Source organism: Acinetobacter sp. V2 (assembly GCF_001188385.1).
In the GTDB taxonomy this organism is placed as follows: domain Bacteria; phylum Pseudomonadota; class Gammaproteobacteria; order Pseudomonadales; family Moraxellaceae; genus Acinetobacter; species Acinetobacter oleivorans.
In genome coordinates this window covers 243,573-259,787 of record NZ_JZFB01000001.1, presented here as the reverse complement: position 1 = coordinate 259,787, position 16,215 = coordinate 243,573, and the positions used below count along the sequence as shown (strand labels likewise).

The window sequence follows — 16,215 nt, the reverse complement described above, 5'->3', positions numbered from 1 at the left end:
GCCTCGACCACCTGAGCGGCTACCGCGATCGTCATCATCGTCGTCATCACGGCTGCGGCTACGTCCTCGGCCACCTGAACGGCTACCGCGATCATCGTCATCGTCGTCATCATCGCGACTACGACCGCGACCACCATTTCTATGGCTTAAGGCACCCGCTTCACGAGCTTCCTCAGATGTAAATTCATGTGCATTACCGCTTGCATGCGCTGCTCGACCAGCTTCACGAGCTTCTTCAGAGGTAAATTCATGTGCATTACCACTGGCATGGGCTGCTCGCCCACCTTTGCTGGCTATTTCTCTAACTCTTTCAGGATCCATACTTGCAAATCCACGATTTGAAGTACCTGTACTATTGTTATCATCATCTTCATATCTAGTATTAGCCATAGTTATATCTTCCTATATTTAATTATAGTCACTACCGCTTTTGATTAACGGATTTAATAAAGATAGAAGATCTATAATATTTTCCTACCCATGCACTGTATCAATCAATTTAAATGTATATAAAATGAAAGATTAAAAATTCTATAACTTCATTATTTAAATAAAGATTTATACATTCCAATTTTTCTCACATTTTACTTTTTAAATAATTAGCTCACTTATTATTACTTAACTGCACATTATAATATATTTTTACAAACAGATTTAAAATATCTATACAAACAACAAAACAGCTTAACTATAAACAAAAAGTAAAATAATGAAACATACTTACTTAAACAAACACAGAGTAAAACACTTATTTTCAATAAAAAACAATAATATATATCATTACATTTTCAAAGGAAATTTACTTGAGAGATTAATATTAATACTTAAAACTATTTTTATTAAGGCAATTTGAGTAGTTTAGCCATGCAATTAAAAGATCAAGAGTCAACACTACAATACATCCATATTTCTATTCCAGAAATTTTACTCGGCCATATTAAGTCTAAGAATTCATGGCAAAATTATGACCAAGAATGGAGCTATAGATTAGATCCTCCGCATGCGAGCCATCCCTTTCAAAGAGATTTATATATTATTAAGTCAAAGAATATAGAGCAAGAAGATATAAAATTATTGCTTGATAATATTATTATTAAAAATAATAAAGAGACACAAAATATTGAAGGTGCTAAAAAAATTATTAAAGAAATTTTAGACTTATCCAATAATATACCTATTGAAAATTGGCTAGAAGATACAGGCAATAGATCTATTATTGAAAGTATGATTGATAAGAATAAAATCAAATTAATGGATATTATTTAACTTTTAAATATAAAATATTTTTTTACATCCTTATAAATAAAATAACAAAGGCAACTTATTAAAAAATTCATTTTACTCATATTTACGTAGTAACAGCGCACTATTTATAAATTAGATATTTAACTGAGGTATTTGACGTATGGAAAACTCAACAAATCAGTATCCAACATCCGCACCTGCACAAGTTCAATCTCATCAACCAGGTGATCAGGAAAAAATGCATCCTGAACCTGAAATTATAAAAAGCTCTCATAAAGGTAGCGATAAGTTAAAAGATAAAGTTGCCGTTATTAGTGGTGGCGATAGTGGTATAGGTCGTTCTGTCGCAGTATTGTTTGCCCGTGAAGGTGCCGATATTGCAATCCTTTATCTTGAAGAAGACGAGGATGCCGAAATCACTAAACAACTTGTTGAAAGAGAAGGACAACATTGCCTTTTATTAAAAGGTGATATTTCTGACCCAGATGTTGCAAAACTCGATATTGATAAAGTTCTACAACATTATGGAAAAATTAATATTTTAGTGAATAATGCTGGCGTGCAATATCAACAAAAGGAAATTGAAAGTATTAGTAATGAGCAATTAGAAAAAACATTTAAAACTAATATTTTTCCAATGTTTTATCTTACTAAAGAAGCTATTCCATATATGGAAGAAGGCGACAGTATTATTAATACAACCAGTATTACCAGCTATCAAGGCCATGATGAGCTTATTGATTATGCAAGTACCAAAGGTGCGATTACCACTTTTACACGTAGCTTATCGAACAATTTAATGAAGCAGAAAAAAGGAATTCGGGTCAATGGTGTTGCACCAGGTCCGATCTGGACCCCATTAATTCCAAGCAGTTTCGATGCGGAAACCGTTAAGGAATTTGGTAAAGACACACCAATGGGAAGAATGGGACAACCAAGTGAAGTTGCACCTGCTTACCTATTCCTTGCCTCAGATGATGCAAGTTATATTACAGGTCAGGTGATTCATGTAAACGGTGGTCAAATCGTAAATGGTTAATCCCTAAGATATAAAAAAGCCCTGAAAGATAAATCTTTCAGGGCTTTTCTTGTTTATTAAGCTGGTACCTGAGCGGCTATTTGTTCTCGTGACCAAACACGATGAGCCATAATCAGTTTTTTGAATTTTTCAGCAATAGGCTGGAATTCATCTTCAACTAAAGTGCCCTCATCGGCAACTAAACCTAGCGGTTCAAGCAAATCAGATTTATTACCTAAAAACGCAATTGGTTTTAAATGCTTGTAAGCTTCGAGTACATAATGGCGCGCTACGCCATCTTGCAGTACGGCATTTAAGTTATCGCCATCAGGAATAATCACCGCATCATAAGCAATTGAAGGTTCAGCCATTTGCATACCATCAGCCACAATAATATTGTCTTTATGGTCTTTTACTGGAGCCAAGCTGGGCGCTAGTAAATGAACAACCACACCTTCTTTAATCGCCCAATTTTTAATAGCTTCAAGTGTATCTGACTTCACAAGGTTATGAATTAGTACAGCAACTTTTCGGCCTTGAATATCTTCTGGTGGGAAAGCCAAGAAAGATAATTTAGCCGATTTTTCAACTGCGGTTTTCTTATAATCTAGAGTCAAATCAGGAACTTCAATTCCTAAATTAGCACCTACTTGTCGAGCTAAGTCGAGATCAATATTTGCCAAAATTTGTTGAACTTGGCGCTCACGAATGTGTTTTCTTTGCACTTTACTTAATTCAAAAGTATAAGCATCGACTACATGCTTTTGCTCATGAGGCGCAAGGCTCTTGTAGTAAAGGCGCGGTTGTGAAAAATGATCGGAAAAGGTTTCACTTCTTTGACGAAGTTTGTGACCACTAATTTGTTCAGGATAGCTTTCAAAACCACCATTTGAAGCAGCGGGTGGTGTTTCTGCTGGCCAATCATTATCAATTGAGTTTGGTTGATATGAAGCCTGTCCTTTGTGAATCGTATGTTGGTGGATACCATCACGTTGATTGTTGTGGAATGGGCATACCGGTTTATTAATTGGAATTTGATGGAAGTTCGGTCCACCCAAACGACTTAACTGCGTATCGGTGTACGAAAATAGGCGTGCTTGTAGAAGTGGGTCATTTGTGAAATCGATTCCTGGCACAATGTGTCCCGGACAAAAAGCCACCTGCTCTGTTTCCGCAAAGAAATTATCTACATTTCTATTTAAAACAAATCGGCCAATTGGAGTCACTGGAACCAACTCTTCAGGAATAATTTTTGTTGGATCTAACAAATCGAAGTCAAAGTTCATTTCATCTTCTTCTTCGACAATTTGTACGCCCAATTCCCATTCAGGATAAACTCCATTCTCAATCGCTTCATAAAGGTCTCGACGATGGAAATCTGGATCTTTACCTGCAAGTTTTTGAGCCTCATCCCACACTAAAGCACTTAAACCTTGTTTAGGGGTCCAGTGGAATTTCACAAAATGAGATTTTCCTTGGGCATTAACAAGACGGAATGTATGAACACCAAAACCTTGAATTGAGCGTAGATTACGTGGAATAGCACGGTCTGACATTGCCCAAATTACTGCATGAGCTGACTCAGGTACTAAAGATACAAAATCCCAGAAAGTATCATGGGCAGTTGCTCCTGTTGGCATTTCTGTATCTGGTTCAGGTTTTACCGCGTGAACAAAGTCTGGAAACTTAATACCGTCTTGTACAAAAAACACTGGTGCATTGTTGCCGACTAAATCGAAATTACCTTCTTGGGTATAAAATTTAATCGCAAAACCACGAATATCACGAACGGTATCAGCAGAGCCACGTGGTCCCTGCACTGTTGAGAAACGTACAAAAATTGGTGTTTGAATGCTTGGATCAGTTAAAAATCCCGCTTTTGTTAAGCGCTCATTCCCTTCATAAGCTTGAAAGTAACCGTGCGCACCTACACCGCGCGCATGCACAATACGCTCAGGAATACGCTCATGGTCAAAATGAGTAATTTTCTCTCTTAAAATAAAGTCTTCTAATAGCGTCGAACCACGAATGCCCGCTCTTAAGCTATTCTCATTATCCGCTATTTTAACACCTTGGTTTGTGGTTAATGCTTCATTGGTTGCATCGTCTCTGACTGAGTCTAATTGTTCAGTTTTTTGGGTAGTATTGGCTTTATTTGCAGCGTCAGCACCAGCCATTTCACTTGTTTTATTTGTTGATTTAACATTATCAGTCATGTTCATTACCTATGTTTTTAAAGTTAAACGTGGGGTGAGTTAAAAAACTTCAAGAGTTAGTTTTGTTAAAGGAACTTAAATATGGAAAAAGGAGTTCGACGTATTTACGAGTGCTCCAAAGTCCAATGCTTTTATGGTGTGAATCGGGGGCCAAAAACGGAGTCAGCTTGCATATTTTTATGGCAAGATCATGTGATTTCTGAATACGCTCTTGGAGTGCATCCAGTTCGCCATCCGAAATATAGCTAAAGAGATAATCTTGAATACGCTGGCTATTCTTTAATTCCCTGCTATAAGCCAAGAAGTTAGAAGAATGATCACTACCAGCAATCCAGTCATGAATAATTTGACGTTCTACAGGGTTAAATACCCCAAACATTTTTCCATTTTCTTCATTAATCATTCGCCAGAACACACTCTGTTCTGGGTCGGTATTAAATTTAATCCACTTATGATCAATGAGATGTGTAACCAGCCCTTTAACGTCTTCTGGATTTGATAACCATTGGTTAATCGTTTTACATCCAAACTGTCTAGTTTCGTTATGAATGAGCTGACCTACGAGCGCTTTTCTTTTTAAAATTTTAAGGACTAAATCTTCAAGATTTAAATTTTTAATAATTTTTGAAGACGAAACACCATGGCTATTAAGCGCAAAACCGCGCTTCAATTTACTAAAGAAAAGTTCTTTATCTCTGTATTTATCGTAAATATTTTCTATAACTTTAATTGCTTTATCGGCATGCCCGTTATCAATGTTATCGATAGTAATGTGCAAATTAAAATATTTAGAATCAATACCCAGTTCAGCAAGTTCATAATTACTGATGAGTAGATGCAGTGGTAGTTGCTCATAACCTAAATTAAAACCGACAATTTCAGGAATGAACTCAGGTGGAGCATAACCAAGCGCCAGCTGAATCACGGCATTATGATAATATTCATCTTCTAATAGCAGATCAAAACTATCGAGTCCGAGACTACGTAGTAAGTCATCATAAATACAGACATGGTTTGCTTTCGTCTCACCTAGTCCCAGCTCTTCCAAATAAGTAATAATGAGGTCATGAAAAACCGGATCATTCCAGTAGTGAACTGAACTATATAGCCATGCACCATCTACTTTTTTAGTTGGAGAAACCTTAATTAAAAATTCGAATGCCTGACCGACATTTTTAAAATACTCTCTCTCACCCCCGTTTTGTCTACGGTTTAGGTAAGTCTGAAATAACTCACAATTTTGTTTATTATCGTTTTCACACCATTCTTTAACCGTATTTATAGTTGCAGGAAAATCAATTTCCTTTTGATCTATTTTATCAATTTCTTTATTAAGAAAATCTCGTGCTTTCTTTTCTTTTTCAAAACTAGAAATATCAGGATCAAGAAAAAAAACAAATAATTCGTAATAGTTTTGTTGATTATCTTGTAATAAGTCTAATAATCTTTCTTTCACTACAACAGGCATTTCTATTCTCCTTTAGTGAGATATAAATTACCATACTTCAGCTAAACTATAATCCCAGCCTATCTTTGTTATATTACGTTATTAAGAAATAACCCATAATTTTAAAATCTTTAAATTTCAATTAGATAAAAAATAACACAAAATTACATTCTCAACTTTAGAATTATTTAAGCCTCTGTTTTTATAAAAAATATATAAATAATAAATTTTAATTACATTTAAGTTACTTTAAAAATCATAAAGTTTAAAAACTTAACAAAAATAAATTAAAAATAATCTTATAACTAAATTAAAAACAGTTTTAAGGAGAAAACCAATGTTTAATTCATGTTGCAAATTACTCGCACAAGAAAAAATTAAAATTGCACTTTTTGAAAGTGCTTCAGCGGGCTATTTAGCTTATCGCTTCTCTTTAAGTCCCTACTCAGGTGATATTCTTATTGGAAGCTTAGTCAGCTATGACTTACGTGTCAAAGAAAATACACTTCATATCTCATCTGAACTCATTGAAAAATATACACCTGAATCGATGGAAGTCACTGTAGAGATGATCAAAAAAGGCAAAGAACTCCTACATGCTGATCTTTATATTGCCTGCACAGGCCTCTTAAAAAAGGGAGGTTCTGAGACTAAAGAAAAACCTGTAGGCACCTTTTTTTATTCTATTTATTATAAAAATAATTTTTATAACTTTAGACGAATATTTAAAGGACCAGCATGCCTTAAAATTAGACAACTTATTTATTGCATTTCTAAAGATATAGAATACACAATATTAGATAATAAAAAATAAATTCATTTTAATAAAAGATAACATATACACATTTAGAAATGACCATTGCATTTATTTAACACCATTTTGCTCAAATGTAATTTTATCTATCTTCATATTAATTATGTTTATTGATAAAAATTACATTTTATAGAAATCAAGGTTTTATTTATTTTTCAAAGTTACAGTTAAATATAGGGTAACACCCGAAGGCTACACATTAAAATTTTTCATGTTTTAATAAACCTATCTGAAGCTCTCAGATAAAACACACATCATAAATGATATGAGGTAATTAAAGATGAGCACTACTAATAATCAAAGCAATCAACGCGATAATCAACAGCAACAACAACAGCAAAATGACAACCGCAACAATCAGCAACAGCCAAACGGCAATCAACAGCAACAAAACAATCAGCAACAACAGCAAAATGACAATCGCCGCCAACAACAAGGCTCGAATCAAAAAGATTCAGGCCAACAAAACTCAAATAACAATAATCAGCAACGTTAATCCGATGCTGACTTAAATGTCATTTGATGCGGTCATTCATTTTATTTAGGAAGGTGCCCTCACCTTCCTAAATTTACCATAAGCATAAAATTAAATAATAGATGAGGAAAAACTGATGACAGATCAAAATAGCGATCACGCACGACTGCCAGCCGGCGACCATAATTATTCTGACACTTATTGGCGCGAAAGTTACCTTACTCGTCCTTATTATCAAGAAGCTCAGCTCACTACTCCCGATCTCGATTATGACCGAGACTTTTCGACTGCCTATGAATTAGGTCATCGTGCACGTGCTGAATCGGAACAAGGCACTCAGTTTGAAGATGTCGAAGGCGGTTTGGAACAAAAATGGGAAGAACTCAAAGCTGAATCTCGTTTAAAATGGGAACATGCTAAACAAGCAATTAAAGATGCATGGAATGGAAGATAAATTGTTTTTATAACATTCTCTTTTGGTCCAAAACTAAGAGCTTATTTCCGATTGGCCCTCGGAAATAGGCTCTTTTTAAATGCCACTATTTAATTTTCTTTTTTCTTAAAATATTCAATAATTTCTTCTCCATTATTGACTGGTTTTAGTGGAGAAGAATGTGTTTCTTCATGGGTGTAGTCAGGTAAAGCAACTTTAGTCTGAATTGGCGGTAATTTTTCCTGCCCACCTGTAGTAATTCTTTCAATAAAACCGGCAAGCCAAAGCACAAATTCTTGTGTATTTTTACTCTTTGGAATAAGGCTTAAATCCAATTTAATTTTAGATTCCTGTAATGGTTTAATCAGTAATTCAGCAAAATCAATGTAATTGTATAAAAGCTTAAGCTTTGTCCCCTTAAGCTCATGTCTGAGTTCGATCATCAAATTGTTAAGATCCTCCATAGGCTCATCTGTAAAGCCTTTTTTTTCTTTAACATTTTGATAGATTTTCTCAGCTATTCTTAAGTACTGGGGCATATCCTTACCTTTATAAAACTCTCATCATTAAAATGAATTTTGGATGAATATAAGTAATTTATTGTGTTTATTTTATTAATTTTTTGAAACTATAATTTAATAGCGAAACAATTCAGTAACAACAAATTATTAAAAAGATAATTTTTAGCTAATTCATTGATTAATTTTATATTTTCATATAATTATCTTTTTTATTATGTTACATATTTTATAGAAATTAACGATAAGAAAACTCACATAGAAGTGAGTTTTCTTAGATGAAATAATTATGAGTTTTTATCCATTTGTTGAGGAACGGTTGGATCATTAGAGCCATGTGTTCCATCATCATCTGTTGAATGTCGATCTTGGCAAGCGCTCATACCCATTGCGATTGCAAATACCATACTTACTGCACAAAAAATTCTTAACATTGAGATCACCCTGATTAATCTTAAGATGTAAGCTTATGAATAACATTATCTTCTGTTGACCTACCGCAGTGGTTCTCTTAACTTTTGTAGATTATGCAAGCTTTTGTAAAAATCAAAATTAAATAAATGATCAAAAAATATCATTCTTGCAATTGATATTTTAATTAAATTTTGGCACTAGCTAATTAATTCAGATTGTCATATTCATGAAAGTAAAATTATTCATCCTTTCCGAGTTTGTGTCTTATTAAGTCAATGATTACAAACAATATATAAATTAACAATTAATAAATATTTGATATATAAACATTAAAACTCAATTATAAAGATTAGGTATAATAATTAATCAAACCTTTAAATACCAAATAATCAGTTATTTTATTAATCAAAATTTAAAAATATTAATATTTGTTTATATAAACCAATCTTTTATTTTTGCAATTGACCGGCTTTAACACTCAGCTTATGATGCTCCCGCTGACCTATTTTGTCAGTCGGTTTTAGCAGATCGTCTACCTAAGTGCACTAAAAACACGTTTTTTGGTGTGGAGCCCCTCGTGCCTTTGACGGAGGAACGGGAGTGGGACACCTTCGGGTGTGCTGGTTTCTTAGGTATCAGTCTGCTAACCCTCTTTCGTTTCACCACCATAATTAATAGCAGTGATTGGGCGTAACTTCTTTTATCAAGGAGTCTCTAATGACTATTATTTTATATCATTTTATTTTTCTTCATCTTTATTATCTTATCGTTCAGCTTAAAACACTTTTAAAGAATTCCTACCATCTTTTTACCTATCCAAACTTTTATCTTTATACGGAAAAAATCTCAAGATTTAACGCCAATTAAAGATTAGAACATCTCTATACCAAATCGAACGATAACAACAACCAACTAAGAGCAATTATGATGTTTTTTTTATATCGTATTGTTTTAATGTGCATCCTATTAATAAGTTCTATAAGTTTATTAGGTTGCAGATCTATCAGTAAAAATGAATTTAACAGACATTGTGTTTGGGCAGGACGCGCACTTTCGCAATGTAATTGTATTTATAACTCTTTAGAAGAACATTATTCGCCACAATTTGTAGAAAACTTACCTAAAGTAAGCTTACAAAATATTGATGCGGATATGCACTTTGTGGAAACGATGAATGAAACCATGCACCAATGTCAGTTAAGTGCCAGAAAAAACTTAATTAACTAATCTTTGCCTGCTCTACCAAGAAATCTAAAAATGCCCTTACGCGTTTAGGGACATATTTGTCATGTCCTATCCAAACAGCATGAAATTCTTCAGAAGCATTGATATTCCAGTCTTCAAGAATTTTAACTAATAGTTTCTGCTCTAGCGCTTTTCGAACTTGGAACTCATTAAGCTGTGCAATGCCAAGACCTGCGAGTGCTAACTGTAAGATTGCTTCTCCATAATTTACTCTCAGAACTTTAGTAGGTGCAAGCGTGATTTCTTGCTCGTCTCTTTTAAAGAACCATGTTTTATTCTGGCGCTGATAACTTACATCTAAAAGCTGGTGTTCATAAAGCTCTTCTGGGTGCTGCGGACAACCATACTTTTCAATATATGCAGGTGAACAGACGTAATGTTTCTGCGTGCTTCCGAGTGAGCGAGCAACCAAATTTGAGCTTTTTAAAGGCCCTGTACGAATTGCAACATCAATCCGTTGCTCAACTAAATTAATAACTTCATCACTCAAATGAGCCTCTAATTCAATTTGTGGATAACACTCGTTAAATAGCGAAATACAAGGCAATAAAAAATGCGTCCAATATGAAAGACTGGTATGAATTCTAATTCGCCCTTGCGGCATGTGATTTGCGGTAACTGATTGTTCTAGTTCATCTAAGTTATTGATTATGTGAATGCCTTGCTCATAAAACTGACATCCTTCACTGGTAAGCTGAAACTGGCGTGTTGAACGGTTCAATAACCTTACACCAAGTCTTTTTTCCAACCGAGAAATTAACTTACTGACCGCAGACGGCGTCATGTCACAAGCTCTTGCAACGGCAGAGAAACTTCCAAGCTCGACCACTCGAATAAAAATTGCCAACTCGCCAGACCGATTAATATCAAAATATGACATAACAAAAGCTATTTATGAATTTCATTCACAAATCTTATTCCGCTTATGTCGCTATAACAAGCCAGCAATTTGTTTCAAGATAACTTTAATTCGTTTTAAAGAGTTCACGAGATGAAACTTTATCAACCCGCCCTATTCTCTCTCGTTTTATTTACGAGCTTTGTACAAGCAGAAGTACAAAAGAGCCAATGGATTACCACTTGGGCAGCCAGCCCCCAAAAAGTCTGGAATAAAGATTTCGTTTTCCCGACCAATATTCCCGATCAAATATCTAATCAGACCATTAAACAAATCAGTCAAATTAGTTTAGGTGGTGAAGCTGTTAGGCTCGTTTTTACCAATCAATATGGTGATCAACCGCTATATATTGATAAAACAACTGTGGGAATATTCAAAGGACAAAGTCTAAAAGCTAAGAGTGCTTATCCTGTTTATTTTTCTGGGAAACTTAAAGCACAAATTTTACCTGGCAAACAACTGATTAGTGATCCAATCCAATTACCAGTTCCTGATCATGCGCAGTTAATGGTAAATAGCTTTATTCAAAAGCCCACTACATTTAAAACTTTTCATTGGGATGCGAAACAAACCAGTTGGCTCATTACGGGCAATCAGACCGCGAACTTAAATAAGCCTAGCAGTGCCAAAACAACAACTGCACGGTTATTATTATCGGCTATTGAAGTAAAACCGAAGCATAAAGCACATGTTGTTGCAGTCATTGGAGACTCCATTACTGACGGCGCAACTGCAACTTTAGATGCAAATACGAGATGGACTGACTTTTTAGCTAAGCGCTTATCGCCACATCAAATAGCGGTTATTAATAGTGGAATTTCAGGGAATCGACTACTTACAGACGGTATGGGTGACAGTGCTTTAAAACGCTTAAAAAGTGAGGTTTTTCAATACTCAGGTGTTAAAACTTTAATTGTGTTAGTTGGTATTAATGATATTTCATGGCCGGGTACAGCTTTTGCACCTAAACAACAAATACCGTCGTTTGAAGCCTTAACCGAAGGTTATAAACGTGTTGTAAAGGAAGCACATCGCCAAGGTATTCAAGTGATTGGCGCGACGCTACTTCCATTTTCAGGCGCTTTACCCAATACACCTTTAGATAACTATTATCAGCCTAACAAAGATGAATTACGCCAGCGTATTAATCACTGGATGAGAACCAGTAAAACATTTGATGGGGTTCTTGATCTTGAGCAAGGCTTAAAAGATTCAAAACATTTCGATCGATTAAATCCAATTTATGATTCAGGAGATCATTTACATCCTAATGATCGCGGTAATCAACAAATGGCAAATCTGGTTGATTTAGGCCAGCTAGTTAATCAATAAAACAGCCAGATACAGGTAGGAATTTATTCCCTACCTGCATCAATATTCATTAATTACCCTCTAACTCGGCGGTAAGTTTTGGTGTAATCGGCTGTTTTTCAGCTGCATAACGTCTTAGAACCATCACAGCGAAAAGCGCCAAAATTGCAGGGATTGCGATCATCACAAAATTCATTTTATGCGGCAATTCTAAACCCAATAACAAGCCCGTTAAGATTGGACCAACAATTGCCCCAATTCGACCAACACCAGAGGCACAGCCAATTCCAGTAGAACGCACACTTAATGGATAATATTGTGCAACGTAGCTATAAAGAAGAATTGAGGTCCCAATCGTTGCAGCTCCTGCAACGGTCACCAAACCATATAAAACATAGGCTGGTGACTTAAAGCCTAAACCGATTAATGCTAAAACTCCCGCCAGTAGCATTCCCATAATTACCGGTTTTAAATGGAATTTATCAGACAAAATACCGCCACCAATTGAACCGATCATTGCGCCAACATTTAGAGCAAGCAAGAATAAAATACTCTTTCCGAGTGAATAGCCTGCTGCCAGCATGAGTTTTGGTAACCAACTACTTAAGGCATACACCATGAGTAAGCACATGAAGAACACGAGCCAGAACATGAGTGTATTGAAAGCACGTCCTTGCTGAAATAATCCTTTTACAGAACTACCTGTTGGAACATTATCTTCATTAAGCACTAATTGCGTATGGGTTGTTAGTGTTTGTTCAGGTGAAATTTTTTGAATAATTTTATGTGCCTGTTCAGTTTTACCTGTTTTAACTAAAAAAGTTAATGACTCAGGTAAAAACTTCCAAATAACAGGTAATAAAAATAGTGGAATACCAGCAATTAAAAACATAATTTGCCACCCCTGACTTTCAACCAAATAACTACCAATTAAAGCTGAAAGAATCCCACCAATCGCATAACCACTAAACATGGTCCCCACCAGAGTACTACGTATACGTTTAGGTGCGTATTCCGAGGTTAAAGCAACGAGATTTGGCATAACCCCACCAATGCCAAGTCCAGCCAAGAACCGAAGTACCCCAAACTCAAGTGGGCTTGATGCAAAAGCACCTAAAAAGGTGAAACCACTAAAAAGAGTGACACAAATTAAAATCACATTCTTACGGCCTATTTTGTCTGCCAAAGTTCCAAAGAACATTGCCCCAAACATCATTCCGCATAGTGCTGTACTTGCTAACATCCCCGCTTGTACAGCTGTTAACGACCACTCTTGCATTAGCAAAGGCAGTACAACGCCATAAATCACCAGATCATAACCATCAAAAACAATAATTAATAAACACCAAAGCAAAATGCTCCAGTGAAAAGGGGTAAATCGGGCCTGATCAATAACTTCATTTACATTTAATTTAGATGTTGTCATTTACTCACCTCCTCTGTGAGATAAATTCATATTTAATTTTTTAAAACGACATATTGCACCCTAAAGAAAAAACAGATTATTCAAGGTCTTGTTGAATAAATTAAAAGTCATAACTCGCCATCATATTGAAGCGGTTATCAATCCCGTTACGGCCATCAAACGTTTCTCGCTCGCCATACACATATTCGACACCCAAGGTAATTGGCTTGTAAGGGTTATACAGTACATTCACCCAACCCTGCCAAAGCTCTTTGTTTTGTGTGGTGCTATTACGTTGTAATTCGGCAAAACGGTTGTCATCTTTGGCTTTCATATAGCCATAAGCTAAGGTTGAACGAATTTGTGGCGTAAATTGATGAGTGATACCCAAAGAAATAGTGTCAAACTCATTGCTATGCATATTATTTTGATCATCTATTGCATAGCCGCTGTTACTCCATAGCAAGAAACGCCCATCTCCTTTGACATGGTAATAATCGGCTTTGAGTAATGTATCGGGCGTAATTTGATATTTACCTCCGAAGCCCACACCCCAAGCGACTTGCTCATCATTATTAGTTCTTTTTTCGGCAACTAAACTACGGGCAGATAACATCGAACCATTGGCAAATTTATGATTTAAGCGTCCTACCAAAGCTGGTAAGCGCATTTTATTGTCAGGGTCAGTTGTCGCAGTATATTTCGGGTCTTCAACACTGACTGCAAAACTGGTATTTGCCGTAATGTTATCGCTATAGCGTACAAGCGGTGATCTTAATAATGCGCTGCCTACAAATGTGCCTGCATCAATCGTTTCTGGATAATATTCAGGTGCGATAAATGTTGACCACGTTTGACCAATGAGCCATTTATCAAACGTTAAATAAGCATGACGTATACGGAACTGATCACGAGTAGCTGCCCCAAAGAAGTCCATTTCTAGTTTCCCGCCCACATCACCCACAGCCGTTGGAGTTTTAAAATTCAACCCGAAACGTGTCACATTAACGGTACTGTGTAATTGGTCTTTTTGAGCAGATTCTTCTGGCGTATTTTCGAGTGGAACCCCACTAATATTGTTATACATGGTAGAAGCCCCCTTCATTTGATAAGAAGCATCTGCCCGTATATATCCATATAAGTTAAATTCTGCGCCAGACTTAGTTAACACTTGTTTTGTAGGCTGAGCAGCTTGGGGCGTTGCAGAAGTTGCTAGCTCCACTCTTTGTTGCGATAAAGATTTTTGAGCTTGTATATTTGCTTGTAGCATAGCCCGTAGTTCTTTTACTTCTTGGCGAAGTTGTTCTATTTCAGGATCTGTTTGACCTGCAAAAGCAGAAGACACAAACAGGGTCACAGAAACTGCCAATAGGCTTTTTTGAACCGTTGTATTTAAAGCATTTATCATAAAACTTTCCTTTTTTGATCTTTAATTAGCCTTAAAGATCTCGACATCCTTTTTGTTATATACCTATCTAAAACAGGCCCTTAAACATCAGACTTTCTCCTCTAGAAAGTCTTGCATCATATTTTTTAGACAAAACCTCCCTTAAGCAGCATTGAGGCCACTTTTTAATGTGTTATAGGTAAAGCTAATTCTTCTAATTTTTTGTTTTTTATATTCTCATCCTCATTGAGAATATTTAGGTGTTAAGACAACATTCCTTTGTCTCTACTGACATTATTTTTTTGCAATAAAACCCTGATACGTCAAAATTTGCGTATACGGCTGTACGCTCTCAAAACCAGTCTTTTGCAAAAGTTTGATATATCCTTCAGTAGTTAAGCTAAAAAAGTCCTGTGCCATACGCTCTAACATTTTCTGACATTGCTCTTCCGTTAAACCTTGATCCAAGCATAAATAACGTAGTGCTTGAAGCTGCTGTGGATTTACACACGTCATTAAATCGTAAGTAAGTAAAACTGTTTTTTCTTTTAAGCGATCATAAATATCTTTAAAAAAAACAGGTTTTATCTCATCTGCAATAAAATGAGCCACGAGAATAGAAAGTGCAGCATCAAAGCAATTTTCCAGAGGCAAAGCCGAAGTTTCACCGTGAACAAAGGTTACTTGTGAAGATTTATCTAAAAGTTCAACCTGTTCCTGAGCTTTTTGCAGCATGGTCAAAGATGGATCAACTGCTGTAAATTTCCAGTTCGGATGTCGTTTAAGTAAATATTCGAGTTCATATCCAGTACCACAGCCCACAATTAAGATATGAGCATGAGGTTTCAACACCGATTGCAAAATGGCATCCACTTGTTGATGGATGACTTCATAACCTGGAATTAATTTACGAATATGTTCGTCATATCCTTCGACTACTTTGGGGCTATTAAAGTCTTTTGCCATTTTGTTTTATCCTCTATTTAAACTGCCTTTAAATTTATAGTTTGCTGCACTTTGAACGGGCTTTCGACTTCTTTAATCAAAGACATTTCCAGTTAAATTAAGCTCAGCTCGCATAATTTCCTGCAATTTAAACTTTTGTGCTTTGCCCGAAGCAGTCATTGGAAACTCATTAAAGAATCGGACATAACGTGGCACTTTATTATGAGAGATGTGCTCTTTGCAGAATTGGCGAATACTGTTTTCATCAATTTGATGGTGCTCATGCAAAATAATACAAGCACAGAGTTCTTCGCCATATCTCGCATCTGGTAAACCAATCACCTGCACATCGCTTACATCTGGATGGGTATATAAAAAGTCTTCAATTTCTTTTGGAAAGAGATTTTCCCCACCACGAATCACCACATCTTTAATACGGCCTTT

General features: G+C 35.7%; 17 protein-coding genes. 7 read left to right on the top strand and 10 right to left on the bottom strand.

The window, feature by feature from the left end:
- Positions 1-390 (bottom strand): KGG domain-containing protein (locus UC75_RS22475; RefSeq protein ID WP_265597213.1); only part of this gene is annotated, 390 nt, incomplete at its 3' end.
- A 474-nt stretch (positions 391-864) separates the two neighbouring features.
- Here UC75_RS22475 and UC75_RS01160 point away from each other — a divergent pair.
- The gene (locus UC75_RS01160; RefSeq protein ID WP_049836420.1) at positions 865-1,266 is read left to right on the top strand and encodes a DUF6367 family protein; all 402 of its coding nucleotides are present in this window, start codon (positions 865-867) and stop codon (positions 1,264-1,266) included.
- Positions 1,267-1,405: 139 nt separating this feature from the next.
- The gene (locus tag UC75_RS01155) at positions 1,406-2,284 is read left to right on the top strand and encodes an SDR family oxidoreductase (protein ID WP_005304264.1); all 879 of its coding nucleotides are present in this window, start codon (positions 1,406-1,408) and stop codon (positions 2,282-2,284) included.
- 56 nt (positions 2,285-2,340) lie between these two features.
- On the opposite strand, the gene katE is transcribed toward UC75_RS01155, so the two are convergent.
- Both katE and UC75_RS01145 read right to left on the bottom strand, forming a co-directional pair.
- Positions 2,341-4,485 (bottom strand): catalase HPII, encoded by a 2,145-nt coding sequence (gene katE / locus UC75_RS01150; protein WP_128825103.1) that lies wholly within the window; start codon positions 4,483-4,485, stop codon positions 2,341-2,343.
- A 43-nt stretch (positions 4,486-4,528) separates the two neighbouring features.
- A complete protein-coding gene (locus UC75_RS01145) occupies positions 4,529-5,947 on the bottom strand; it encodes an iron-containing redox enzyme family protein (RefSeq protein ID WP_049836418.1) in 1,419 nt (472 codons plus the stop codon).
- A gap of 316 nt (positions 5,948-6,263) precedes the next feature.
- On the opposite strand from UC75_RS01145, the gene UC75_RS01140 reads away from it, so the two are divergent.
- The 3 genes from UC75_RS01140 (at position 6,264) to UC75_RS01130 (ending at position 7,669) form a co-directional block, all read left to right on the top strand.
- Positions 6,264-6,740, top strand: a complete 477-nt coding sequence (locus UC75_RS01140) for a CinA family protein (protein WP_049836417.1) — start codon at positions 6,264-6,266, stop codon at positions 6,738-6,740.
- A gap of 280 nt (positions 6,741-7,020) precedes the next feature.
- Positions 7,021-7,236: a hypothetical protein gene (locus UC75_RS01135; protein ID WP_005304252.1), complete on the top strand. Its 216-nt coding sequence runs from the start codon at positions 7,021-7,023 to the stop codon at positions 7,234-7,236.
- Positions 7,237-7,351: 115 nt separating this feature from the next.
- Positions 7,352-7,669 carry a hypothetical protein gene (locus UC75_RS01130; protein ID WP_004793048.1) on the top strand — a complete coding sequence of 106 codons (318 nt, stop codon included), beginning with the start codon at positions 7,352-7,354 and terminating at the stop codon, positions 7,667-7,669.
- A gap of 89 nt (positions 7,670-7,758) precedes the next feature.
- Here UC75_RS01130 and UC75_RS01125 read toward each other — a convergent pair whose 3' ends face one another.
- Both UC75_RS01125 and UC75_RS19135 read right to left on the bottom strand, forming a co-directional pair.
- Positions 7,759-8,187: a hypothetical protein gene (locus tag UC75_RS01125; RefSeq protein WP_049836416.1), complete on the bottom strand. Its 429-nt coding sequence runs from the start codon at positions 8,185-8,187 to the stop codon at positions 7,759-7,761.
- A 266-nt stretch (positions 8,188-8,453) separates the two neighbouring features.
- Positions 8,454-8,600, bottom strand: coding sequence for a hypothetical protein (locus UC75_RS19135; protein WP_005304246.1), 147 nt, complete (start codon positions 8,598-8,600; stop codon positions 8,454-8,456).
- Between the two features lie 904 nt (positions 8,601-9,504).
- On the opposite strand from UC75_RS19135, the gene UC75_RS19225 reads away from it, so the two are divergent.
- Positions 9,505-9,807, top strand: coding sequence for a hypothetical protein (locus UC75_RS19225; RefSeq protein WP_004793054.1), 303 nt, complete (start codon positions 9,505-9,507; stop codon positions 9,805-9,807).
- Here UC75_RS19225 and UC75_RS01115 read toward each other — a convergent pair.
- A complete protein-coding gene (locus tag UC75_RS01115) occupies positions 9,800-10,705 on the bottom strand; it encodes a LysR family transcriptional regulator (protein ID WP_049836415.1) in 906 nt (301 codons plus the stop codon). The genes UC75_RS19225 and UC75_RS01115 overlap by 8 nt on opposite strands.
- 111 nt (positions 10,706-10,816) lie before the next feature.
- Here UC75_RS01115 and UC75_RS01110 point away from each other — a divergent pair, with 111 nt between their 5' ends.
- Positions 10,817-12,055 (top strand): SGNH/GDSL hydrolase family protein, encoded by a 1,239-nt coding sequence (locus UC75_RS01110; protein ID WP_049836414.1) that lies wholly within the window; start codon positions 10,817-10,819, stop codon positions 12,053-12,055.
- Between the two features lie 49 nt (positions 12,056-12,104).
- Here the strand turns inward: UC75_RS01110 and UC75_RS01105 are convergent, their stop codons facing one another.
- The 4 genes from UC75_RS01105 to UC75_RS19600 form a co-directional block, all read right to left on the bottom strand.
- The gene (locus UC75_RS01105) at positions 12,105-13,460 is read right to left on the bottom strand and encodes an MFS transporter (RefSeq protein ID WP_013198221.1); all 1,356 of its coding nucleotides are present in this window, start codon (positions 13,458-13,460) and stop codon (positions 12,105-12,107) included.
- A 100-nt stretch (positions 13,461-13,560) separates the two neighbouring features.
- A complete protein-coding gene (locus UC75_RS01100; RefSeq protein ID WP_128825165.1) occupies positions 13,561-14,844 on the bottom strand; it encodes a DcaP family trimeric outer membrane transporter in 1,284 nt (427 codons plus the stop codon).
- Positions 14,845-15,120: 276 nt separating this feature from the next.
- A complete protein-coding gene (locus tag UC75_RS01095; protein WP_049836412.1) occupies positions 15,121-15,792 on the bottom strand; it encodes a class I SAM-dependent methyltransferase in 672 nt (223 codons plus the stop codon).
- Positions 15,793-15,864: 72 nt separating this feature from the next.
- Positions 15,865-16,215 (bottom strand): AMP-binding enzyme (locus tag UC75_RS19600; protein WP_416202190.1); only part of this gene is annotated, 351 nt, incomplete at its 5' end.